The sequence below is a fragment of the Paenibacillus sp. J22TS3 genome (assembly GCF_018403205.1).
Classification (GTDB): Bacteria; Bacillota; Bacilli; order Paenibacillales; family Paenibacillaceae; genus Fontibacillus; species Fontibacillus tuaregi.
In genome coordinates, this window is the sequence record NZ_BOSF01000003.1 from 660,388 (window position 1) to 678,762 (window position 18,375).

The 18,375-nt window shown below is 45.5% G+C and carries 18 protein-coding genes; 9 read left to right on the plus strand and 9 right to left on the minus strand.

The genetic code is table 11. The features are described from left to right. Positions 1 to 367 precede the first annotated feature (367 nt). Together KJS63_RS12795 and KJS63_RS12800 are read right to left on the minus strand one after the other, a co-directional pair. A complete protein-coding gene (locus KJS63_RS12795; protein ID WP_213619475.1) occupies positions 368 to 934 on the minus strand; it encodes a hypothetical protein in 567 nt (188 codons plus the stop codon). Between the two features lie 88 nt (positions 935 to 1,022). Beyond that, a complete protein-coding gene (locus KJS63_RS12800; RefSeq protein ID WP_213619476.1) occupies positions 1,023 to 1,922 on the minus strand; it encodes an AraC family transcriptional regulator in 900 nt (299 codons plus the stop codon). A gap of 207 nt (positions 1,923 to 2,129) precedes the next feature. Here KJS63_RS12800 and KJS63_RS12805 point away from each other — a divergent pair, with 207 nt between their 5' ends. Further along, positions 2,130 to 2,780, plus strand: coding sequence for an SDR family NAD(P)-dependent oxidoreductase (locus KJS63_RS12805; protein ID WP_213619477.1), 651 nt, complete (start codon positions 2,130 to 2,132; stop codon positions 2,778 to 2,780). 235 nt (positions 2,781 to 3,015) lie between these two features. On the opposite strand, the gene KJS63_RS12810 is transcribed toward KJS63_RS12805, so the two are convergent. After that, positions 3,016 to 4,032 (minus strand): alpha/beta fold hydrolase, encoded by a 1,017-nt coding sequence (locus KJS63_RS12810; RefSeq protein WP_213619478.1) that lies wholly within the window; start codon positions 4,030 to 4,032, stop codon positions 3,016 to 3,018. Between the two features lie 144 nt (positions 4,033 to 4,176). On the opposite strand from KJS63_RS12810, the gene KJS63_RS12815 reads away from it, so the two are divergent. Then, positions 4,177 to 5,070 carry a LysR family transcriptional regulator gene (locus KJS63_RS12815; protein WP_213619479.1) on the plus strand — a complete coding sequence of 298 codons (894 nt, stop codon included), beginning with the start codon at positions 4,177 to 4,179 and terminating at the stop codon, positions 5,068 to 5,070. A gap of 91 nt (positions 5,071 to 5,161) precedes the next feature. Here the strand turns inward: KJS63_RS12815 and KJS63_RS12820 are convergent, their stop codons facing one another. The 3 genes from KJS63_RS12820 to KJS63_RS12830 all read right to left on the minus strand — a co-directional run bounded on the left by KJS63_RS12820 (position 5,162) and on the right by KJS63_RS12830 (position 7,446). Further along, positions 5,162 to 6,379 carry an MFS transporter gene (locus KJS63_RS12820; protein ID WP_213619480.1) on the minus strand — a complete coding sequence of 406 codons (1,218 nt, stop codon included), beginning with the start codon at positions 6,377 to 6,379 and terminating at the stop codon, positions 5,162 to 5,164. Between the two features lie 68 nt (positions 6,380 to 6,447). Further along, the gene (locus KJS63_RS12825; protein ID WP_213619481.1) at positions 6,448 to 7,023 is read right to left on the minus strand and encodes a TetR/AcrR family transcriptional regulator; all 576 of its coding nucleotides are present in this window, start codon (positions 7,021 to 7,023) and stop codon (positions 6,448 to 6,450) included. A gap of 72 nt (positions 7,024 to 7,095) precedes the next feature. Continuing rightward, positions 7,096 to 7,446 (minus strand): hypothetical protein, encoded by a 351-nt coding sequence (locus tag KJS63_RS12830; protein WP_213619482.1) that lies wholly within the window; start codon positions 7,444 to 7,446, stop codon positions 7,096 to 7,098. A gap of 208 nt (positions 7,447 to 7,654) precedes the next feature. Here KJS63_RS12830 and KJS63_RS12835 point away from each other — a divergent pair, with 208 nt between their 5' ends. The 3 genes from KJS63_RS12835 to KJS63_RS12845 all read left to right on the plus strand — a co-directional run bounded on the left by KJS63_RS12835 (position 7,655) and on the right by KJS63_RS12845 (position 9,517). Then, positions 7,655 to 8,338: a DUF4386 domain-containing protein gene (locus KJS63_RS12835; RefSeq protein ID WP_213619483.1), complete on the plus strand. Its 684-nt coding sequence runs from the start codon at positions 7,655 to 7,657 to the stop codon at positions 8,336 to 8,338. A gap of 113 nt (positions 8,339 to 8,451) precedes the next feature. Continuing rightward, the gene (locus KJS63_RS12840; RefSeq protein ID WP_213619484.1) at positions 8,452 to 8,874 is read left to right on the plus strand and encodes a DUF4259 domain-containing protein; all 423 of its coding nucleotides are present in this window, start codon (positions 8,452 to 8,454) and stop codon (positions 8,872 to 8,874) included. Positions 8,875 to 8,974: 100 nt separating this feature from the next. Beyond that, complete coding sequence (locus KJS63_RS12845; protein WP_213619485.1) at positions 8,975 to 9,517, plus strand: hypothetical protein; 543 nt, start codon at positions 8,975 to 8,977, stop codon at positions 9,515 to 9,517. A gap of 396 nt (positions 9,518 to 9,913) precedes the next feature. Here the strand turns inward: KJS63_RS12845 and KJS63_RS12850 are convergent, their stop codons facing one another. Next, positions 9,914 to 11,068, minus strand: coding sequence for a phosphodiester glycosidase family protein (locus KJS63_RS12850; protein ID WP_213619486.1), 1,155 nt, complete (start codon positions 11,066 to 11,068; stop codon positions 9,914 to 9,916). Positions 11,069 to 11,416: 348 nt separating this feature from the next. Here KJS63_RS12850 and KJS63_RS12855 point away from each other — a divergent pair, with 348 nt between their 5' ends. Both KJS63_RS12855 and KJS63_RS12860 read left to right on the plus strand, forming a co-directional pair. Continuing rightward, the gene (locus KJS63_RS12855; RefSeq protein ID WP_244862592.1) at positions 11,417 to 12,283 is read left to right on the plus strand and encodes a helix-turn-helix transcriptional regulator; all 867 of its coding nucleotides are present in this window, start codon (positions 11,417 to 11,419) and stop codon (positions 12,281 to 12,283) included. 96 nt (positions 12,284 to 12,379) lie between these two features. After that, positions 12,380 to 13,252, plus strand: coding sequence for an SDR family oxidoreductase (locus KJS63_RS12860; RefSeq protein WP_213619488.1), 873 nt, complete (start codon positions 12,380 to 12,382; stop codon positions 13,250 to 13,252). Between the two features lie 197 nt (positions 13,253 to 13,449). Here the strand turns inward: KJS63_RS12860 and pyrH are convergent, their stop codons facing one another. Next, positions 13,450 to 14,187 carry a UMP kinase gene (gene pyrH / locus KJS63_RS12865; RefSeq protein ID WP_213619489.1) on the minus strand — a complete coding sequence of 246 codons (738 nt, stop codon included), beginning with the start codon at positions 14,185 to 14,187 and terminating at the stop codon, positions 13,450 to 13,452. An 811-nt stretch (positions 14,188 to 14,998) separates the two neighbouring features. Between pyrH and KJS63_RS12870 the strand changes: the two genes are divergently transcribed. After that, complete coding sequence (locus KJS63_RS12870) at positions 14,999 to 16,447, plus strand: serine hydrolase domain-containing protein (RefSeq protein ID WP_213619490.1); 1,449 nt, start codon at positions 14,999 to 15,001, stop codon at positions 16,445 to 16,447. Positions 16,448 to 16,605: 158 nt separating this feature from the next. Here the strand turns inward: KJS63_RS12870 and KJS63_RS12875 are convergent, their stop codons facing one another. Then, on the minus strand, positions 16,606 to 17,472 hold the full coding sequence (locus tag KJS63_RS12875) for an SDR family oxidoreductase (protein WP_213619491.1): 867 nt from the start codon (positions 17,470 to 17,472) through the stop codon (positions 16,606 to 16,608). Between the two features lie 184 nt (positions 17,473 to 17,656). Here KJS63_RS12875 and KJS63_RS12880 point away from each other — a divergent pair, with 184 nt between their 5' ends. After that, positions 17,657 to 18,250, plus strand: a complete 594-nt coding sequence (locus tag KJS63_RS12880; RefSeq protein ID WP_213619492.1) for a TetR/AcrR family transcriptional regulator — start codon at positions 17,657 to 17,659, stop codon at positions 18,248 to 18,250. The last annotated feature ends 125 nt before the right edge of the window (positions 18,251 to 18,375 follow it).

Below are 18,375 nucleotides of genomic sequence, written 5' to 3' on the forward strand. Positions count from 1 at the left end.
CGAAACTATCATATATAAACCGCTCATGTCAAGCAAGCTTTCCATATTTATTTGCCGCTCACCACCTTTGTGATCTAGCGGAAAGCGAAATCCGAATAATCTAGTTTTTCCAGCTTTGGATTATAATTTGTCTCCAGTCTTGAGATTTAAACCATCTTAGGCTCTGCAAAGCCGTATTTTGACGGTGAGTATAACCATCTAACATCATTACATAAAGAATACACAGCGTATTATTGGACAGCTTTTATTCCCTGTTTCACTGGAAGAATTGCTCAAGTAGTTGTGCCCCTCTCTGTCCTACAGAGGGGGGCTAAAAATAAAAACATGGTTTAAAGCCGCTCCGCAAAAGGAGGCATCTTCTATCGCCTTAGTAGGTAGCACTTTCAATCTTAAAATCTAAATTGATTTCAAAATCCGCGGGTCCCTTCCTCTCTGTCTTTTGCAAAACAAACTCAAATGTAGGTTCATAATATGAATCCTGCAACGTTTCCCCACCCAATATTTCTATGCTGTACCAGCCATTTTCAAGTTCAATCATCGGCTTTTGGTTTTGCCGATAATGATTAAGTAAAGCGTTGACTCTTTCGTTAGTGAATTGTTCTAGGATTCGCCAAGTAAACAGCATCAGTATGTTGTTCTCAACTTTAAGCGAATAGCCACTACGTCTAAATTGTAAACGGCTATCTGATTTTAACAATTCCGGTGTATCGCCAGAAAGATTAAATATAATTGTATAGGGATAGTTCTCAATCCCTGCCATTGGAAGTACGATACCTTCAAGCACGGCATGATCGCCGCTTTCGTTTGTTGTAAACTCTATGGCTAAGTTGTCTGAAAGATGATTGGACTGTTTCCAGCTCTCCAGCAGCAAAATATCCCCGAGAATAAAATAGTCTATCAGATCATTTAACACTTCTGTAAATTTGTAGATCATTTAAAGCTCCTTTTAGGAATTAATTACAAGCCATGAGAACAGTACTGCTTCCGTTTCACTTTTTTCATATACGTTTGTTTTTCCAAATTTAACCTGAGTTCTCTTTCATTCGGCTTATATCCACTTTAGGTGGAAAACCAAACATACGGGAATATTCCCGACTGAATTGCGATTGACTTTCGTAACCTATTCTAAAGGCGATATTGGCTATATCTGACGAGTCAGCTAATAACAAACGCCTCGCTTCCTGCAATCTCAATTGTTTTTGAAACTGAATGGGGCTCATGGCGGTAACTAATTTGAAATGCCGATGGAAAGCTGCAACACTCATGTTAGCCATTTCCGCAAGTTCCTCTATTCGGAATGAATGCTTAACGTTTTCGATAATGTACTCAATCACCTTTTTAATACGAAAGGCCTTACTTCCTTTTAGTGCCATTTGAGCCAAAGTATCTTTATACGGTCCTTGTAGAATCCAATAAAGGATCTCCTTCTTGAATAAAGGGGCGAGCTTCGGAATGTGCTCTGGATTGTCTAACAAAGCCGCAAACCTTACCACTGCGTCCAACAAAGGCGGTTCCACTTCACCTGTAAACATCGCCCTCCTCGTACTTTTCCTATGTGCTGCTCGAACCTCTTTATCATCTAAGAACTCTAAAACTTCGCTCGGTGCAAACCCAAGTTTGAGAGCTAAATAAGGAGCGTCTATTGAAGCTTTGATGTGACCTACTACAGGGGAGTCAACGGACGTTACCAGATACTTCCCGACACCAAACCGAAAGTGTTCCTCCCCCAACCATATCTCCTTCTCCCCCCGCACAATAATGCAAAAAGAAGGTTCGTCAACAACATAGATTGGCTCTGCCATATCGGATGCATAGATAAGGAATAAGGATGGAATGGAGGTAGCATGTACGCCGTCTCCATCCGAATAATGCTCAATAAGCTCAGTAAGTTTCTGCTGATGTGCATAACTTTTCTCAGACATCACTTACTCCTCCTTCCCGTAGTCTTAACAAATCCATTCTAATCGATATTTTGTTCAGATTGTATGGTCCTGATAGGATTAGGCAAAAACCCGATATAAATAGGCTAAGGGTTTCGAAAACACTATGACATACTAATAATGGAAATGGAGACTAATGGGATGTACGATTGGTCTTCATGGAGTTTATTTATTAGGGAGGAATAATAAATGAATAAAAAGCTAATCGTCGTGGTTGGTGCAGGTCCAGGTGTCGGAAATCATGTTGCTAAAAAATTTGGAGATAATCATTTTCGTGTTGTCCTGGTCTCCCGAAATCAGGAAGCGCTAAATCAATATGTTCAGGAGTTGAACTCGGAAGGAATAGAAGCTTACGCCATCGTAGCGGACGCAGCGAATCCTCTGTCATTAACCGAAGCGTTTGACCAAATTAAGAGAAACTACGGTACTACAGATGTGCTGGTGTACAACGCTGCTGTTCTAAAGGGCGGAAAACCAACTTCCCTAACCGCAGAATCTCTTGTGTCTCATTACCAAGTGGATGTAGCCGGTGCATTACATTGTGCACTACAAGTTGTCCCGGAACAAGTAAAACAAAAATCAGGAACAATTCTCTTCACAGGTGGCGGGTTTGCGCTGTATCCTATGGCAGACCACGCTTCTGTATCCATAGGCAAAGCGGCGCTGCGCAATCTAGCCTTTACTCTGGCTGATGAACTAAAACCTCAAGGTGTATTTGTCGGAACGGTTACCATTGCAGGGGCGGTAGCACCGGGCACACATTTTTCACCTGAACGAATTGCAGAGAAATATTGGGAGCTGCATGTTAACCGCAAAGAGCACGAAATTGTGTACAGCTAGCTTCAAATCCTAAGAGAAATGACCTTACACGAAAGAGGCAATCCCCAGGGTAGATCAGATCCATTTGAGGGGACTGCCTCTTTTACGGTATTTAGGCGGCCAGTTTCAGAAGCATGAGATGATCCCTATTGTAAATTATATGCCTAATGTCAGGAAGATTAAGCAAAACGGCGTAAAAATAGCCGCAGCCCCAGGTAAGATGACGCTCGATAAAAAGAAATATTACGGTCCAATGTTAGTTGGTACTAAGCGCCAACAAGCGTTTTAGATTGTCATCGATAAATTTATTATCGGCCCTGTTGATTCCGCGACCGGCAAAATGGCCCCAGATCGACTCTATAGGATTAAAAGTAGCATTAGGTATACGCTCAGCCTCGTATTCGTTATCGTCTGCCGGGCAGAAGAGATCTGTACTCCCTGGCATGACGCAGGCCAGCGCCTTAATGCTTCCCAGGGCCCTATCGAAATCTCCGTTATATGAGGGGTTTGCACTAATATCTGCATTTTGTCCTGTCCATAACATGGCCAGGACATTGTGCGGATCCATCTGCATAAAGCTATTTTCCCAGACGCCGACCATAAAATCCGTCAAGAAGTCAAATCCCAGCTCACGATAAAGCTCCTCTCTGTAAAACGCCTGCGATACGCCCCATCCCGCATAAACCCGGCCAACGGCACGCATGTCTGCAGAAGTCAACTGGTTTAGTTTGCTTGAATCAAAGCAGACTGCAGCCATGAGCGCGGCTTTCATGCCTTCCAGAACCACATACGTTTGAGGCCAAGTCTTGGCCACACCGGCGAAAGGCGCAATTCGTTCCACCATGTCGGGATAACTTGCCCCCCATTGGTATGCTTGAATACCTCCCATTGACCATCCAACGACGAGAGCGATCTTTTGAATGCCAAATTTCTCAGTTACCAGCCGATGCTGGAATTCAACGTTGTCATAGATGGTTACCTGCGGAAAATTCGCCCGGTCGAATGGCGAAGGCGTGTTGCTGGGAGACGAAGATAATCCGTTGCCCAGAAGATTTGGAACGATGATGAAATATTTTTGCGGATCCAGTGCCATGCCACTCCCAATCAACCATTCATTCTGCAGATGCTGGTCACCAAAAGCCGTCGGATAGACGATGACATTATCTTTCTTGTCATTCAATGTTCCATAGGTCTTATAAGCAAGAAAAGCGTCCGGTAACGTCACTCCGGATTGCAAGGTTACGTCACCTAAATCAAAAATCTCATAATCCATCGTCTTGTTAGCTCCCTTCAAAATAGAACCATACATTCAAAAATGCATTTCTTGTTGTTAGTATAGTTCTGTGATACTCTCAATAAAAGTGAATGAATTTAAATGTAACATTCAATAATATTGAAAATTAAAGGGGGATCGTATATGGAATTGCGCCAACTGATTACGTTCCGTACGGTTGCATCAACTTTAAATTTCAGTCGGGCTGCGGAAGCGTTGAACTATGTCCCCTCCAACGTCACGATGCAAATCAAAGCATTGGAGGATGAGCTTGGTGTTCGTCTCTTTGACCGCTTGGGGAAGCAGCTTGTTCTCACACATGCGGGTAAACGCTTTTTAACTCAGATCCAAAGTGTTCTGGATAAATTGGACGAAGCTCGCAGCGCCGTTCACGACAATGAAGTGCTGAGCGGCACTCTAACGATCAGTGCTAACGAGGTTATTTGCGTCTACCGGCTTCCGGCTGTCTTTCAACGATTTCGCTCCCAGCATCCGGGAGTTCGTCTGATCTTCCGCTCCGTTCCCAATCAGGAGCTCAAGCAAGCACTCTTTGAGGGAACTGCCGATGTCGTCTTTATGTTGGACGAACCCATTCGCTCAAGCGGACTTGCAGTGGAGCCTCTACTGGAAGAAACCTTCCGCCTTTTCGCCGCTCCTGACCACCCGCTAACAAAACGAACGGTGCTGCAGCTGGATGATTTTCACGGAGAAGTGTTCCTCACGAATGAAAAGGGCTGCCCCTACCGAACCATGTTTGACCGGTCATTTGAGAAAGAGGGCATTGAAAGTATTACGTATTTAGAGTTTCAAAGTGCTGAAGCCATTAAACAATGCGCAATTTCGGGAATCGGCATTGCCTTTCTTCCCGAAATCGTAGTGGAAGCCGAAGTTGAACGGGGTGAACTTGTTGCTCTTCCATGGCAAATTCCAGACCTTCACGTGTATACACAGATGTCATGGCACAAAGACAAGTGGCTTTCACCCATTATGTTATCTTTCATAGAAGCAGCAAGGGAAGTTCTCCTGCGGGATATTTGACCCTCGAACCGCAGCTGTTAGAGAACAAGAGTAGAATTTCAGAATAAATAAAAAGTTAGCTTAGGACGTGTGGATTACTCAACTTCACTCCTCAATCTATGGAGTTATCCTTCCTTAATCTTGAAAACTCCGTCGCATAATACGCCATGGCGATGACCGGTAAGGCTATTCCGATAAGCAGTGCCGCCTTCCAGCCCCCCGCTGCGTAAGCCCATCCCCCTGCAGCTGAGCCGATAGCGCCCCCTAAAAAGAAAATGGCCATATACAAACCGTTAAGCCTACTGCGGAATTCCGCGCCTAAAGAGAAAATCACCCGCTGCCCGAGAACCATGTTGGCGGAAACCCCCATGTCAAGTAAAATCGCCGCAACTACGAGGATGGGGACTGCAAGTACAGAACTTGATGGAACCAGCAAGGGAAGCAGCCCGGACAAGATGACGATGGCCAATGCCCATCCCGTAGCCGGGCGAACCCACCCACGGTCTGCCATACGGCCCGCCGCTGGCGCCACAATTGCCCCCATTACCCCGACTAATGTGAACAGAGCGACCTCCTTCTGAGTGAAAAAGAACGGCGGACTTGTCAATACCAACGGAACGGTAGTCCAAAACAAGCTGAACGTTCCGAATACACAGGCATGATAAATGGCCCTCCGGCGCAATGCGGGTGTCGCCTTCAGCAAGTGCAGCATGGAGTGCAGCAGCGCCGGGTACGCTGTAGCGGTCGAAGGCCTCCTTGAGGGTAGGGCCTTTGCCAATACCAGAGCCAGCGCGACAATCAATGCTGCGGAGATGAAATATATGGCGCGCCAGCCCATATACTCCGCCACTAAGCTTGAAATGGGACGCGCGAGCATAATCCCCAGAAGCAGCCCGCTCATGACGTTGCCGACATTGCGGCCGCGCACGGCTTCAGGCGAGAGATGAGCCGCATACGGCACAAGGATTTGTGCGGCTACGGAACCTACTCCGATCACGAGTGAAGCGGTGAGGAACAGGATGGCGCTTTTGCTTACAGCGGCAGCTGTCAAAACGGTCGCTGTAAGGAGCAATGATGATAGGATCAACTTACGATTTTCCAGAATATCTCCGAGCGGTACGATAAATAACAAGCCGATTCCGTAGCCAACTTGAGTCAATGTAACGATGAGTGCGGCAGCCCCGGAGGAGAGCCCGATAGTCGAACCGATCGAGCCTATCAATGGTTGAGCATAATAAAGATTTGCCGCTATGATACCGCAAGCGGCTGCCAGGATAAAAATCAGCGATGCCGAAACCGATTTTTCCGTTGAATTGGAAGCTGAATGCATAGAAAGTCCCCTTTGCTCACCAAATTTTTTCGGAACATTCGTTCCAGAATGTGCAAAAAAAAATATGTTTATAGCATTTCCATTACCATGTCTATCATCTGCTGCATCTTGCGGCGGTCACCCTGCACCTTCGCAACGATATTTATACTATGATTCAGGTTTGAGAGCAGATAGGATAAAGTCGTGATATCCTTCTCAGGCATGATTTCTCCCGTCTCCTGACCTTTGCGCAGCAGCTCATAGAAGGATTTCTCCAACTCGTCAAACCGCTCCCTGATCAACGCATTCAGCTGCTCATCTGGCGAATCCATGCTGGCTGCTGCATTCGTAATGAGACAGCCCTTCGGCGACTCGTCGTCCAAAGCGGAATCGATGTGTAGCTCGAAGTACTGCCGAATTCCCGATTTTGCAGATGTCGCATTAATGAGGATATCCCGTTTGGCTTGCTTCCACTTTTTGTACCAGTTGATCGCCTCGATATAAAGCGTTTGTTTGTCCCCGAACGTTTCGTACAGACTTGATCTGCTCAGATCCATAGCCTCCAGCAAATCGGGAATGCTGGCCGCCTCGTAACCCTTCTCCCAAAAAACGAGCATCGCTTTATGAAGCACCGCTTCTTTATCAAACTCTTTGTGGCGTCCCATGGTTCTCCCCCGCTTTCGTAGGTACAGTATATCCTTTTTCGGAACGATAAGTCCAGTATTTTACAGATGCTACTATTCTGGCATTTGCCAACCCGATTCCTCATCCCACACGGCATCCGTATCATCTAGATGCACATGCCAATCCCCGCTAGAAATACTTCTTCTAATATCCGTCAAACAGGCCAACCAATAATACAGCGCATCCAATGTATCTTCAAAATCATCTGAAAAGGGCAGCTTTGTCGAACCTGAAAAGATCACCGTGGGTTCATCCTGATCATAGTCATAAACATAAAATGTTTCTCCAATATCCTTCATTTCAAAATCGGCATTGTATTTATCAATGATGGCCGTGATCTCCTGCTCCTCACTGTTGGTAAGGTTATGATCTCTCACACAAGTGTAATAAACAGAAACTCCCATGCTTTATTTCTCCCCTTTTGTGCTGGTTAGTGATGACGAGCAGTGCTGCTGCGGTACATTATAGCATAAAAAATGTATAATAATCCCACGCCATTCTACTTATGATACGGTTCAGCTTAACGTCGCTTTCAGAAAAAAATACGACAGTATCTGCCGCGGCACATGATTACCAGCCTTTAAGGGCAGATAAGGATGAGGAGGCTTAAGGATGATGAGGAAGAATACAAATTCAGGCAGAAGGTCTGCAGTAATTACCGGGGTGTTATTATTAGCCGGATTGGTTACAGGTATATTTAGTGTTGTTCCAGTTATAGATGGAGCAGACTACCTTGTCCAGGCTTCTACAAATGGAAATCAGGTACTGATAGGAGCATTTTCCCAGTTGTTAATGGTTGCTGCATATGTGGGTATTCCTATTGCGTTGTATCCGATTTTAAATAAGCATAATAAAGGTTTAGCTCTTGGATCTGCTGCTTTCGGCATCATTTCGGGTGTGTTCATTATTATTGGTGTAATCATTCTTCTGTTGCTATTGACATTAAGCCACGAATTTGCAAAAGTTGGAACTCTGAATGGCTCGTATTTTCAGACCTTGGGTGGATTGTTACGGGAAGGACGTGATTTGGTGAATCATGTGGCCACGACACTGACATCTGTTTTGGCGATGTTCTTGTTTAACTGCATCTTTTACCAAGCAAAATTCATCCCACGCTGGTTGTCCGTTTCGGGTCTTATTGGATCTATATTGTCCATATTGGCGAGCTTATTATTTATGATTCGCTTCATCGGTCTCGATGCAACCTACATGACGTTGAACGTTCCAATAGCCTCTCAACAATTGGTTTTGGCTATATGGCTACTCCTTAAGGGATTCAACCGGGCGGATTATTGATTTATGCAATGCCATGCATGGGAGATAAGAAATTTCTACACAGCTTATTATTCATTGCAGGTAGAGTTGGCCTAACGCCGAATATAAGATACAAAAAGGAAGGCGGGATTACAATGGGATCGTGGGGAAAGGCATCACTGGAAAGCGACGAAGGGCTGGATGTTCTTGATGCGTTAATCGAATATGTAAAGGACCGCAAATCGGTCAAGCTAAAGGATCTTCTAACTCATTACAGAGAGCTGGGATTTCTCTCGGAGGACCCCGAGGAGGAAGATTTCCTTTACGATAATACAGCCATTGCTCTCGCTGAAATTGTATGTGCCTATATCCAATACGGCAAGACGCAGTACGAGGAGTTGAGCGGTCTGAAGGAGATCGTCTGGGAAACCGTAGATTTGCTGGAGCTGAGGAAATTGGTTCAGCAGGTACTGGATAATAAAGGCGGAGAACGCGAGCTTTATGAACTGCGGGATGGAGATCCGGACTGGATTGAACATTTGGAACAAGTTGTTCGTATTTTGTCGGAACGGTTATAAATCGCTGGATGCCGCTGCTTAAAGCATCTGATTGCATCCTATAAGAAGCCGCTGAATGCGGCTTTTTTGGTATAGTATGACTTTTAAGGAGGGGATAAAGATGAACCTTTTGGCCCAAACGACAAACCATGTTCCATGGCAGCGGCTGACTACCGCCTATGGAAGAGGGACGGATATTCCGCGGCTTATGGAGACGGGACAATATGAGGAAATCGCCAATCTGATCGAGCATCAAAGCACCTTGTGGCAGGCGACGCCATGGGCTCTGCTTATTCTCCTTCAGGAACTTGCCAAACAGAAGCCGGATAAGGTCTCTTCGAAGGAAGTTCAGTTGTACTTGGCTGTAGCTTCTGCATTAACCGTGGATCATACGGATTCGCAAGATACGGTTGGAACGATGAACGAGCTCCTAGATGAAAAGTATCTATGGCCAGAGGACGAGGACGAAGATGAACTGCTGTGGGAGGAAGAGATGCCGCCGGGTTATGAGAAAGAGGCATTTTTCAGCTATTATTATTTCAGTTATTTGCTGCTTAAGGATGCAATTCCTATCTACACCGCAATAATGAACGGTAACGATAAGCTTGCTCCGGTTATTCGGGAGCTGCTGCTTCTGATCAAACCGGAAGGTGTCAGCGAGTAAGAGACAGGCATGTTGGGCTACTAATTACAACCATCGACGACCTTAGAAAATGTCAGGTTCAGCTGCCGGAGCTCTCTGCGCAAGGAAAATTTCTCTTATTCTTCTCATTATCGCATTTGATTATTGCCTTCATAATATCAAATCATTCCCTTTTTTTATAAACTTTTGATTCAGTTAACCCAAGCCCCTCTTTTGAGTGAAGAAACGGAGTGATCCTTTCCACCCGTCTTCGTCAGAAGCTTGAACGTGAGAATAAGTTGAGTCTTGAGATTATGAGACGGCAATGGGGCCGTAAGCCTCAAACCCAAGTGGTTATGAACCCGAGAGCAAAACAGCGCCGATCGCAATGCCGGAAGAAGTGGCATGACGATGGCGCTGTTTTGTTATGCTTATAAATTATGATTTGCTTTGATAAATAAGTAGTGCATTGCTCAATTCACGACCAGGAGTTATTAGATAAGAACCTTGATAGATCAACCCGCTCGATGCCCCGCCATCTAATCCCATCGCTTGATACGCACCTGCCTGCAGCATCACTTTTGCCAGTTCTGTCACTTTCGCACCCGGTACGGTGACCAAGATGAGTTTATGGTCTTTTGTTACCCCCACTGCACTGCGAGCACCGCTGTTGGTAAGAATCTTTGGATCCCTGAATCCTTCTGTTGCTGGATCAACCGTAACTTTTCCGTTTGTCACCAGCCGCGGACCCGCCTGCAGGGCCCCATATACTTGTTCTTCCTTTAAACGTGTCTGAAAGTCGTTCCCTGACACTATTTCTACCTGATTATCTTTCGTGAACACCAATACGGATCGATTATCATCGGAATTCTTATTTACAACAGCTCCATTTTGTACGATATACCCGAAAGGATACTGTATCCCTGTATTGGAATACGCATCGAAATACGTTCCATTCATTGCTGCCACAGCATGATTAACCGCTGCCATATGCTTTAAAGAATCTACTGACCCAATCTTGTTGTTAGCTACAGCAACGCCTAACTGAATATCCTTGCTCAACAGATCGATTTGAAGGATCATGGCTTTAATCTGTTTTTGACCAACACTGAACGTTTGCTGTTTCTTCGTGATTGGTTGTGACGACATCACGCGTTCTAGCGATATAACAGGCAATTTCGAAATTTGTTCACCGTTTTGAAAGAGCAGCGTGGAGCCAGATGTATCCCACTTCAAAGGCAGGTTCATCGTATCTTTCATGATGCGAATCGGTATATAGGTAACTCCTTCGCGCACGAATGGTGCTGCATCTACCTGAATCGTGTTATTATTCCAAATTGCCGTCTTCTTTCCTACTGTGAGAACAATCTTATTCTGCCCCTGACTTACAGTAATCTGTTGAGCTTGCTTATTCCAAGTTACACTATACTTCAATTGCTCACTCAAATAGCGAATAGGCACATACGTCCGGTTGGACTTTGTATCCATATAGCCAAAATTTCGTGCTCCCCCTGCTTCTGCAACTTGCTGCCACAGTCCTCCAGCCAGTAACAGCGTCACTCCCAACAACACTAGCCAATAGTTCTTTCTCATCTCTGTTTCTTCAGCTCCTCATGCTTTCGATATACCCCACAATCAATAAAATGGGTAATATTACTTATATCGACATTTGGAGAATATCTATTTATGCTCGCCATAACGAAAAGTTACCATCGGCTTAAACAACAGGCGAATAACGTTTGGGATAAAGCACACTTACCGCTAAATTCGTTTACAAGCTGTAGATCCTCAAAAAGAACCTATTAACGGGAGTAACATCGGTGCTCGTTATAGTTCTCTTTTGTGGCAACGAAACCTTAACAGAGATTATAATGACCGTATACGAAGTGCCTTGAGTCCATTTGGTTAACGATGCGTATTCTTCCATATAAGTAATTAGAGGTGAGCTGCTTGAAAACAAATCGTTTCTCATCCGCATTGGGTGAGTTCATAAAATCGCGCAGAGAACGCTTGCAGCCTTCAGAGGCAGGGATTCAGCCGCTGCCCGGACGAAGACGCACTCCGGGACTTCGAAGAGAAGAAGTCTCTTATCTTGCCAATATAAGCGTGACTTACTATGCCTGGCTGGAGCAAGGCAAGGAGGTTAATCCTTCGCCGGAAGTGCTGCTAAGTATCGGCAAAGCGCTTCAGCTTGACGATGATGAGCAGAAGCATCTGTTCGATCTGGCCAATGTAGACAAGGCAAGCGTTGTCACAGTGCCAAATAGTAGCGAAGGGCCGAATACGAGAGTTTTGCAGCAAATCGTTGATCAGCTGCATTATCCTTCTTTTATCACGGACGAAGGTACGGACGTTATCGTCTGGAATCGGGCGGCAGAACTGATCGTAGCCGATTTCGGCAGTCTGCCGGACAACGAACGGAATATGATGGACATTATGTTTTTAAAGCCTGATTACCGCAAAAGACTGGTGAATTGGGAAGGCGCTGCCCGTTACTCTGTAGCCGTTCTGCGGGCAGGCTTCGATCTTTACAAGAACAACCCGTTATATATGGAACGGTTTGAACGCTTGACTCGGGAAAGCGTGGAGTTCGTACATTTCTGGGAGCTATATGAAATCAAACAAAAACGCGTAGCCACCGCTTTATTCCGTGTTCCTGGCGTACAGGAGATGGAGTTCGAACTCCATTCCGCGTCTGTAATCGATAATGACCCGGGACTGCACTGGTGTTTCTTTGTTCCGGTGCCCGGTTCAGGCACGGAGGAGAGATTATTACGTTTACTTGAGCAGGACAGGCAGCTGCCGTAGACTGTTACTCCTGTTAATAGAATAGACGTGCTGTGGCTAGCTCCCTCTAGTTGTTTGTATAATTCAGTGCATGACAACGAATGGAGGGTGTTTAGCATGCAAACTTGGTTCATTACAGGAGCATCAGGAGGCTTGGCATCACGTATAACTCGCCAGTTGCTTGATAGAGGGGACCGTGTAGCCGCAACGGTACGCAAGCCGGGGGTGCTGGATGATCTGCAGGCACAGTATGGCTCTGGGCTTTGGCAGGCTAATTTAGATCTGACAAACTCTCAGCAAATTGCTGAAGTGGTGGAACGTGCATTTTTAGAACTGGGCACGATCGATGTGTTTGTCAATAATGCAGCCTATGGCTTGTATGGCGCAGTAGAAGAAGCAAGCGACACGCAAATTGAGCATCAGTTTATGACCAATGTGCTTGGCTCCCTACGTGCAGCGCGTGCAGTCCTGCCCTTTTTCCGTAAGCAGGGTGGCGGTCACATGGTACAGATTTCGAGTATGGCGGGTCATTATTCTATTCCGGGTATGGGACTGTATTGCTCTTCGAAATGGGCGGTCGAAGGAGCCTTTGAAGCGCTAGCTAAGGAAGTGGCTCCGTTCAATATTAAGACCACTATGGTGGAGCCCGGCGGAATCCGAACGAATTTCCTTACAAGCAACGCCGTATTCGGTGAGCGGATGGACGAATACCGGGATACGGAGGCGGGCCAATTCGTTAGCCTGATGAAGGGAGAACTGCCTGGTATAGATATGAGCATGTTCAATCAAATGGTTGTCGGCGATCCGGATAAAATGGCGCAGCAGATTATCTGTCGTGTCGACCAGGGCGAGGGTCCGATACGTATGGCGTTGGGCAGTGACGCCTATGAGCAAATCCGGGCAGCCCTGCTGGACAGACTGGCCGCTCTGGAAGCACAGAAAGAGCTGGCTTTCTCCACTGATTCAGATGATGTGGTAAAACAATTTTAAAGGATACCATAGAATTCGACATCCACGGCAACTGATATGCTCCTCTGAAGTAACCGGTTTATTTATTAATCCTGTCTACTTAAAGGGGAGCATATTTAAAACTTGCCCTTATTTATGATACGGTTCACCGCGCTATCTGTAACGGCAAGTATTACGAAAAAGAGGGAGCGCTGTTATGTTCCCTCTTAATCTTCAACTCATTCCAATTCCAAAATTGACTCACCACTAATTATTGTGCCATTAACTTTCCCCTCACAAATTTCTTTCATTGAGCCCGGCTTGTCAAAATTAAATACATGCATTGGCAGATTGTAGTCTCTAGCTAAGATGAAAGCTGATTGATCCATTACCTTCAAGTTATATTTTAAAACATCGTTGTAGTGAAGTGACCTGAACTTCCTTGCTTCTTTGTCGAACTTAGGGTCTGCATTGAGAACACCGTCTACGCCTTGTTTTGCTACTAACAATGCTTCACAATTAACTTCGATTGCCCTTTGAACGGAAGGGTAATCCGTTGTAACGTAGGGTTGCCCGTTTCCTCCTGCAAAAATTACTATGTAGCCCTTTTCCAGATGGTGAACTGCTCTTAGTCTGATGTATGGTTCTGCAACTGATGTAATAGGTATTGCTGTCATCACACGAACTTCTTTGTCTGTTTTGGCTTTAAGAACTCCTCGAAGCATCAAGCTATTAACAACAGTAGCAAGCGTCCCGATGTTGTCAGCTTCTGCTCTTTCTATTCCCCAGTTTTCTGCCATATTACCGCGAAAAATATTCCCTCCACCTATAACTAATGATACCTCAACACCTAGATTCACAACTGACATAATTTCATTAGCAATATGGTCCAACCTTTCGGGCTCAAAACCAAATTCCGTGTTTCCGGCCACTGCTCCACCACTTAGTTTAATAAGAACTCTTTTGTACCTTGTCAAATTAACACCTCCGCGCAAATAAAAAACACTAAAGCAACGAATGCTTTAGTGTCTTAATGGAACGAGAATATGAAATTGTAACAATCGACTTATCATAAGCCTTTCGTTTCCTCCTCATATTCCCACTCCTTCCAGTAATTTTTTATCAACTCATTCTATACTGTGTGAGGGTAAAATGCAACACCGAAAGTGACAGAATTTCAACCATATATTTTTTCCATGAGCTCTTGATCTACGAGGCTATCTACGACAGTGTCTGGTCGTCGCAGCCTCCATGTGGGGGCAGTTACCACGGGTCAAGGAAATGTCGTTGTCTGGCTTGTCACCTGTGTCAAGCCTGTCGATTCGAACGCAAGCTGCGCCCCCTACCCTAAGACTCGCGCCTTCGCATCAGTTCCTTCTCAAGGCTCTCTCTCGCTAAGAACGGGCACTTCCAGAAAGTCGTACGCCTGCGGCTGAACCGGCTCTCCCGGAAGCTCAGCGACCTGCCCTATTTGTGATACGGTTCACCATATTATCTTTAATGCGAACTTAACTCCTATCAAAAGAACTCGTCCATAAGGTAATAATCTCCCAGTCTTCTGAGCTATTCAAGTTTGACTAAATACAGTGTTTATATCTGACTGTAGCAGTAAATAAGTGCATCACAAAGAGATCGTGCTAACCTTTGATGAGTAAGTAGAAGATTATGATAGCAATCTAATTTTTTATATCGTATGATTCTTCACATAGTATTACATTTTAGGGGAATAAGGCGTACTGCGGATTATTTATATTTTCCGTACGGGAGTTTTTTCGAAATGGAGAGACTATGAAAAAAATTATTGTCTTTATGATTGCAGTACTTATACTGTTCACCGGATTCGCAACACCAAGTTATGCATTATCAGATTCGCAATCTGATTCAATACAAACATTGTTGGATGATGCAAGCCGTATATCAGGCGTACCGGGAATGTCAATTTCAATACTTGAGAACAATGAAGTGCTCTACTTCTCTTCCGGGTACGCAGATCGTGAAAAGGGACTGACGGCAGGTGAAAATACTCTATATGAGCTGGCTTCGGTAAGTAAAGCTTTTACCGGCATGGGTATTCTGCTGCTGGAAGAACAAGGACTGCTGTCAATGTCAGACCCTATCCAGAAGTATTTGCCTTGGTTTACGTTAAAGTATCAGGGGAAACACGTTGATATGCAAAGTATGACACTCAATAACTTTTTACACCATACTAGCGGCTTAACAAATGGCAGTCACAGTCAAAACATTCCACAAGGCAATACGCCGGATATGTTGCAAAAAACCGTAGAAATGCTTGTAGATTCTGAATTGTCGTTCTATCCTGGTGAGCAGTATAATTACGGAACTGTTAATTATGACGTATTAGGTCTGGTTATTGAGATTGTGTCGGGACAAAGCTATGAAGACTTTATGAGGGAACAGGTATTTCAGCCGTTGGGTCTTCACCAGACGTATGTTTATAAAGAAGATGCTCAAGCCACCGGACAGTTGGCACAGGGCTACCGTTCTTCCTTTTTTATGACAACTCCATATAACGCGCCGGATTATTCCGGGAATAAACCCGCAGGCTACATCATTTCTTGTACAAAAGATATGGCGCGTTGGATGGGCATACAGATGGGTATTGTGCAGGACATACCCGAAATATTTCATACGGTTATCGAAAAATCACATCAGGGTGATATGTCTGTTCCGGCTGTCAACGAGATGTATTATGCTGCGGGCTGGTCGGTAAACGCCAACCAAACGATTATAGAGCACCCAGGGGGCAATCCCAATTTCGGAACCGAAGTGGTCATACTGCCAAATGAACGAACAGCCATCTGCTTGCTGACCAACGGCGCAAATATCAATAGAAGCATGGTACTAAAAGTTAAAGATATATTAGATGGCAATCTGACGCAGTCATATGGAATAAGCGGCACACAGCTTTTGGACATCATTTTGTCGTCTGCCACAATTATTCTTTGCCTATTGGCTGTTCTGTTCTTTCTCTTAGGATTACGCAGAAGAAAGACGAATGAGCGGCAGCCAATGACAAAAAAGCGAATAATCGTAACCTCTACTTTGCTGATTGCTACGATTGTCCAGTGTATAATGTGCTGTGCATTAGATTGGTCAACGATACTTATTTGGCAAACATATAGTGTTCTTACAGCTTTAATTTCGTCGGCATTATTAACAGCAAGCTTTACATGGTTTGTATACACTCACCGATATAATGCCTCGCTCCGAAAGTAAGCATTTCATTCGTTCTCCTTATTGAAAAAACGAGCCAGGCACCCCTATTTTTCGCTCTACTATATGATAAGATTCACCACGCTGTATATAACGGCAAGCTTTAGGGCCATCCTTTGCAGAATGGCCCTTTCTTTGCAAGAATAAACCGGAAACAGCATTCACAACCCATCTACAGGTAAAGACTCTTTTAAAAAGTCCCTTAGCATCAACGGAGGTCGGCCGATCAGGTCAGCTAAAGCGTTACTCGTTGGCGCAAAGTCCCCGTTGCGGCTGGCACGGAATAAACCCAAGGTGATTGCAATGCGCGCTTCCGGAAAACCTTGTGCAGTCAGATACACCCGATATGCTTCGTCCGTTACAACCTTTCGATAGATAGGCCGGCCGACGATATCTGATACCATCGCCGCAACCCGCTCCATGTCAATCGCTTCAGAGGCCGTTAGATTCGGAGATGGACCATCCCAGTTCTTCTCGGTTAAGATCACTGCAGTAGCTTGGGCCAAATCCGAGTGCGTTGTCCAGGCAATCGGACCGTCCTCGGGAACAATCAACTCGCCTGTTTTGATGGCATCGCCTATTAATCCAACCAATGAGGAGGCGTAAAAACCGTTGCGAAGAGACGTGTGGCGCATACCCGACTCTTTAAGCAAATCCTCTGTCGCTGCATGGTGAACCATAGGCGGAAAATACGACGTCGAAGAAGAACCCATATGACTCGTGTACAGCACCCGGGTGGCGCCGGATTTCTTTGCTGTGTCAATCGCGGTTTGGTGCTGACGGATCCCCGCATCTCCCAAAATACCAGTTGAAACAAGAAGAACCTGCGACGCGCCTTCAAAAGCATTCAGCAAGCTCTCCGCCTGGGCGAAATCGCCATGACGAACACGCACGCCGCGCTCCTTTAAATCCTGCGCCTGGCTCACATCCCGAACACTGACACCAATCTGCTCAGCCGGGATGCGCTTAAGCAACTGCTCAACCACGCCCCTGCCTAACTTCCCATTCGCTCCAGTCACGATAAGCATGCTACTCTCACCCTTTCTCTGTAAAATGTTTGCTAACTATACGGATTTATGTAACCATATATCGCATAAGTAAAGATAAAGGGTTGAGCCCGATCAAACAATCAGCAAAAGGCCGGTTTCGTTGCGTTCCCGACACAATCGCCGTTTTGTTTGTTTTTGAAATCCGAAGAAAGTGTGGTTTAGCATGCCAGTAAATCCAAGCGACCCTCGTGTAAAGAGAACCCGCCAGTTGTTTATTCAAGCCTTTAATGATCTGCTCGACGAGAAGAAAAACCTCTATTCCATTTCCGTTCACGACATTGCGAATCGAGCGGCCGTCAACCGCGCAACCTTCTATGCCCATTTTGAAGAAAAATTCGCTTTTCTCGCATATTGGATGACGGAGAAGTTTCAACTCATTCTCAAAAAAAGACTGCCGGATGATGCTGCCTACAGTCCGGACAATCTGTATGTCCTTGTTCAGACCGTCTTTCAATTTCTTGTACGTTTTCGACAGTACCTCACTCCGGGAGACAAGCAGTTTGAGCCGCTATTGGAGAACGCCATGCAAAAGGAATTGTATCGTCTCCTGCTCCAATGGCTAAAATCAGGGCCTAAACAGAGCGGCCCGCAAAAAAAGCCGGAAGCTACGGCTCTTGTGGTCAGTTGGGGCATATTTGGGTCGGCCCTGCAGTGGAGCAGGGAAGTTCAGGCCCGCACGCTGGAGTCGATGGTAGAAGAGATTATCGAGGTTGTAACGGTTAACTTGGGCGCTTTTTGGGGACAAGCAACCGGATGAGCTTGAACGTGAATGGCCGCAATCTCCTGCTATCTGCGTAGTCACACCTAGAAGGCCTATTCCGCATAAGCCTCCTCCTATAATTTCGTCGTCACTTATGGTACGGTTCTCCCCGATAAATCTGC